Raw genomic sequence first — 5,487 nt, forward strand, 5'->3', positions numbered from 1 at the left:
CAGTTGAAGCGACAACTTAGTGCGTTTGAAAGCTTCAAAATCACTAAGTCTGGCGATTCATTCTCCTCTAGCTTCGACAAAAAGGAAGTGGCCTACCAATACAACTATGCCGAAGCCAACATCACGTCTAACTTCTGGAACGCCGGCGTCAATGCAGGCCTAACTGCAAACCAAATTATGGAACTGGCGGGCATCTTCGGTTGGGATATCGACTTTGCGTTGGATATTCGCAACAACGACAGCTTTAAGATTTTGTACCAAGAGAAAGTCGTTGAAGGCGAAGTGATTGGTCGCGGCAAGATCATGGCGGCAGTATTCAAAAACCAAGGTGATTCATTTACCGCGGTATTAGATGATAGAAGCGGCAACTACTTCGATGAAAATGGTCGTGCTATGAAGAAAGCCTTCTTGCGCTCACCGATTGATTTTCGCCGTGTAACATCGAACTTTAACCCTCGTAGAAAACACCCAGTAACCGGTAAGGTTCGAGCTCACCGAGGCACCGACTACGCAGCCCCTGTTGGCACACCTATCTGGGCAGCCGGTGACGGTATTGTTCAGAAATCGGGTTACAACCAATTCAATGGTAACTACGTGTTCATTCGCCACAGCAACACCTATATCACTAAATACCTGCATATGAAGCGACGTATGGTGAAAACAGGTCAGCGCGTAAAACAAGGCCAAACCATTGGTACTTTGGGCGGTACAGGCCGTGTGACTGGCCCGCACTTACACTATGAATTCTTGGTCAATGGCGTACATAAAAATGCGCGAACCGTGAAATTACCGCAATCTAAGTCGTTAACCGGTAAAGCAAAAGCAACCTTTATTGCCAACTCAGAGATTCGACTGAATAACCTTGAGCGATACGGCCAGTTGCTAGCGACTAATTAGGCAACTAGATACCAATTAGGTTAAGAGCCCTATAAACCAACGAAAAGAGCGCCCACCAAGGCGCTCTTTTTTATGTTCATCGAACCACTGTATCTACTATTTTTCAGGCTTCTTATCTCGCCCTAGCATCAGCAAACAAGGCGTCAGCACCAAGGTTAGTACTGTCGCAAATGCCAAACCTCCCGCAATCGCCGTAGCGAGTTGCGACCACCATTGCGTACTCGGCGCGCCAAACTCTATTTTTTGATTAATCAGATCGATGTTCATTTCTAACACCATCGGCATCAAACCTAATATGGTAGTGACCGTAGTAAGCATCACTGGTCTTAAACGCTGAACACCGGTTCTCAGAATTGCATCGCGCTTATCTAAGCCTCTTTTGATTAACTGATTATAGGTATCAATCAGCACGATATTGTTGTTCACCACTATACCTGCCAGTGCAATCACTCCAATACCGGACATCACGATACCAAACGGACGTTGGAAGATAAGCAGACCAACAAACACACCAACCGTAGAGAACAGCACCGCACTAAGAATCAGGAATGCTTGATAGAAACTATTAAACTGAGTAATCAAAATCAACGCCATTACCGCCAGTGCAACCATGAATGCACTTTGTAAGAAGGCAGAAGAGTTTTCTTGCTCTTCATTTTGACCACGGATACGAAATTCTACGCTATTAGGTAGCCCCAATTCACTTAACGCTTGCTCAATCTTTGGCAGTTCGAGGGCAAGGTTATAGCCCTCTTCCATATCCGCCATGATGTTCACTACGCGCTTACCATCGAGGCGTTTAATCGTATCTTGCTTGTGGTCGGGAACAATCTGAGCAAAGTTGGTGATCGGCACCAAGCCAGCAGGTGTTTTGACTCTCAACTGGTCAAAGCGTCCGATATCTCTTTTATCATTAGGGTAACGCACCAAGATATCGACCTCTTCTGATGAGTCATCAGGCAGGTAATCACCAATCTTGAGACCATTGGTAACGAATTGAACGGTATTACCCACCAAGGTCGCATCAGCGGAAAAGCGTGCGGCATCGTCTCGGCGAATATCCACTTTCCAATCAATGCCATCTTTGCTTGCTGTATCACTGATGTTAGTCAGAGCTTGATTACCATCCGCCCAGTTTCTTACAATTTTTGCAGCCTGATTCAGCTGTTCTGGTGTTGTTGCTGACAGCTCAATCACTAAATCATTTTCAACCGGAGGCCCTGCATCTGGAAACTTATATTCAATCTCAACACCAGCGTATTGATCGGTTTGCACCTTCAATTCATCAATAATCGCTTTAACACTACGACGATATTGCCAATCAACAGGAGTAATCGAGATCAAGCCAATCTGGTCGTCCCCCCCCGTGCGTGTGTAAACAGTATCGAACTCATCATGATTAAGCATCATTTGCTCAATATCGCGCATGATGTCATCTTTTTCTTGAATAGAAAGATCACCATGTGAGCGAACTTTGACATTAAAGAATGGTGGATCAACCTCAGGGAAGAACTCTGCACCTAGGCCCGCTTTGGAGTAAGTAAAACCAACTGCAACCGCGAGCAATATCGCACTGAACAGAATCTTAAAGGGATGCTTAATCGCAATCGAAAGCGTGTGGTAATACGCCTTGGTTAAGCCCGTTGCTTGTGAAAAATCACCATTATGCAGTGCCACCATTCGAGCTTGGCTCTTGGGCGATACGTATTGAGGTTTGCCAATCAAGCCACCTAATACCGGTACAAACAACAACGCCATAATCAATGAAGCGGTTAGCGTTGCAATCAGTGTTAGTGGCAGAAACTTCATGAATTCGCCTGTCACATCCGGCCAAAACAGTAACGGAGCAAATGCAGCTAAGGTTGTCGCTGTCGATGCGGTTATCGGCCACGCCATCCGTTTCGCTGCGTCTCGGTAAGCTTCTTTTCGACCTTCACCTTCTTGCATTCGCCTATCGGCAAACTCGGTAACAACAATCGCGCCGTCGACCAACATACCAACGGCCATGATCAAAGAGAACAGAACCACAATGTTGACGGTTAGACCAAACACAGACAACACCAACAATCCCGTGAGGAATGATCCAGGTATTGAAATTCCAACCAATAACGCGGTTCGAACACCAAGAATGGCGATGATAACGATCACCACTAAAATGATGGCGGACAAGATATTGTTTTGAAGATCGTTGAGCATGATCTTCACATCTTTAGATTCATCCCAGGTGTATTTAACCAATAAGTTATTGGGCCATTCCGCTTGTTGTTGAGCACCAGCCATAACCGCTTTAACTAACTCTACGGTTTCGATGATATTTTCACCCGCACGCTTCTTGATATCCAAGACCACCGCAGATTTACCATCTAAACGGGCAAAGCTATCAGGATCTCGAAACGCTCGACGAACCGTGGCCACATCACCAAAGGTTACGACCTGTTTACCATCCACTTTGATAGGTAACTCAAGTACGTCTTTTAAAGAGTTAAACACCGAAGGAACTTTGACTGAGAAACGTCCGTAGCCAGTGTCAACAAAACCAGCGGCGACCACTCGATTGTTCAGAGCGATCAGGTTATAGATATCCGCTTGATCTAAGCTGTAGCTCTCCATCAACAGCGGATCGACAATGATCTCAACAATGTCATCGCGATCGCCTGCAATATCGACCTCTAGAATTTGGCGATAGCTTTCGAGCTTATCCCCAAGCTCTCGAGCAATTTGCACTATGGTGCGCTCAGGAACGGTACCAAACAGAACAACTGACAACACTGGCTGCTCAGACGCGAGCGTCACCTCATTCACGGTCGGCTCATCACTGTCTTCTGGTAATTTTGGTTTGGCTAAATCGACAGCATCACGCACATCAGCCATCGCTTTGGTGAGATCAACGCCAACATTAAACTCCAACACAACTGAGGCGTGGCCTTCTGCTGCGGTTGCGGTCATCTCTTTTACGCCTTCAATCGACCTCAGCTCTTGTTCTATCGGTCTAACCAATAAGCGTTCTGCATCGGTTGGCGAAATACCTTGGTGCCCAACAGAAACGTAGATAATCGGGATGGTAATGTCGGGGCTCGATTCTTTGGGGATCGTGATATAGGTAACGACACCTGCGACCAATATGAGTGCCAAAAGAGAGAGCATTGTTCGAGCGCGAGACAAGGCTGCATCAATAATTGAATACATCGGTTATCTCCTACTCTGCAGTTACGTTAGAGAGTTCAACACCTTGCTCAACAGCAATCACCGAGTCACCATCACGAACAAAACCTTGCCCCACAGTGATGATATCGACACGCTGACCTAACCCCGTCAGCCACACTCCATCTTGCTCAGCTTTCACCAGTTGAATGCCGACAAATTTCACGATTGGTGAGTCGTCAATTGAAACCAAAGTTTTGACCCCAAGATTACCGGCCTCATCCAGTGCCAACATGGCAGGCGTCACTTTGATAGCGTCTCTTGTTTCTAGATTAAGGGTGACTTCAGCACTAACACCCGCAGGTAACAGGCCATCTGAGTTGTCGATTTCAATCTCAATAGGGAAGGTATTGGTTGAGGCAGAAGAGATTCGAGAAACATAGCGCAGACGACCTTCCGCTTCTTCTCTCCCTAACAGGCGAACCAAAGCTGATTGATTGACTAGCAAATGCTGGATATGACGCTCACTGACATCGGCCTCAATAACCAAAGGATCGAGGTCAATCACGCCAGCAACAGGATCGCCAACACCAACGAAATCACCGAGCTCCACCATCAAATCTTGAACCACACCGGAGAAAGGCGATGTGATGACTGTATTTTTTAGAGCCAGTTCAGCATTACGCTTCATAGCCTTCGCTTCAGTTAACGAAGCCTCAGCTGTGGTGTAGGCTATCTCGCCTTGCAGCCCTCTTTTTTTCAGCGACTGCGCCGCCTTAAATTCTTTCTGCTTCAATCGATATAAAGCCGAAGCTCGCTCTAGCTGAATCTCTAAGTCACCTTTATCTATCTGAGCAATGGCTTGCCCTACTTTAACCGTATCGCCTTTCACAACGTTCAACCTAACAATCTTGCCCGCGACTTCCGCTCCCAATCGAGCATGCCTATCGGGAGCTGTGCGACCATAAAGATCTATGGTTTTAAAGGTGGGGGATGAAGTGAATGTTTGAAAGGAAACCTTAGCCAGCGGAATTTCTGTCGCTTTTTTTGCTGGTGACTCTTCCGCTTGCCCCACTCCTAAACCAAGCCAAATCGACAACAGTACAACTAGAACCAGAGAAACCAACCACGGCTGCTTCAGTTTCTGAAAAAATGGAGAGTTAGAAAATAGAGTGGGCATAGCAAATCCTTTTGTCCGATGTGATTAAGGCGCGCTAATTAGCTTAACACCGTCATATGCAACATCCTGATGCACAGAGGTAACTTTAACAGACCCACACCCAACGAAGTTGGACGCTATCGACAGTTTAAAAAATATGGCGTTTACTATAAAGCAAATGAATAAAGTGAAAGCTTAAGTATAACCACCCAAAATAACCTTGGCGTACATGCCTAGAATAAGTCGACTTACTGTCTGTTTTGTATGGTGTATTTTTTACAAACAAAAAC

3 protein-coding genes are annotated in these 5,487 nt (G+C 46.1%); 1 reads left to right on the plus strand and 2 read right to left on the minus strand.

Annotated elements, in window-relative coordinates; all coding sequences use genetic code 11:
* Window positions 1–897: peptidoglycan DD-metalloendopeptidase family protein (locus tag AB4653_RS05220; protein WP_372103497.1), on the plus strand; the 897-nt coding region annotated here is incomplete at its 5' end.
* Between the two features lie 96 nt (window positions 898–993).
* On the opposite strand, the gene AB4653_RS05225 is transcribed toward AB4653_RS05220, so the two are convergent.
* Both AB4653_RS05225 and AB4653_RS05230 read right to left on the minus strand, forming a co-directional pair.
* Window positions 994–4,083 (minus strand): efflux RND transporter permease subunit, encoded by a 3,090-nt coding sequence (locus AB4653_RS05225; protein WP_102257747.1) that lies wholly within the window; start codon window positions 4,081–4,083, stop codon window positions 994–996.
* Window positions 4,084–4,093: 10 nt separating this feature from the next.
* Window positions 4,094–5,218 (minus strand): efflux RND transporter periplasmic adaptor subunit, encoded by a 1,125-nt coding sequence (locus tag AB4653_RS05230; RefSeq protein ID WP_012604711.1) that lies wholly within the window; start codon window positions 5,216–5,218, stop codon window positions 4,094–4,096.
* Window positions 5,219–5,487: the final 269 nt, after the last annotated feature.

Origin of the sequence: Vibrio sp. 10N.222.48.A3 (assembly GCF_041475345.1) — a bacterium.
GTDB lineage: Bacteria > Pseudomonadota > Gammaproteobacteria > Enterobacterales > Vibrionaceae > Vibrio > Vibrio tasmaniensis_A.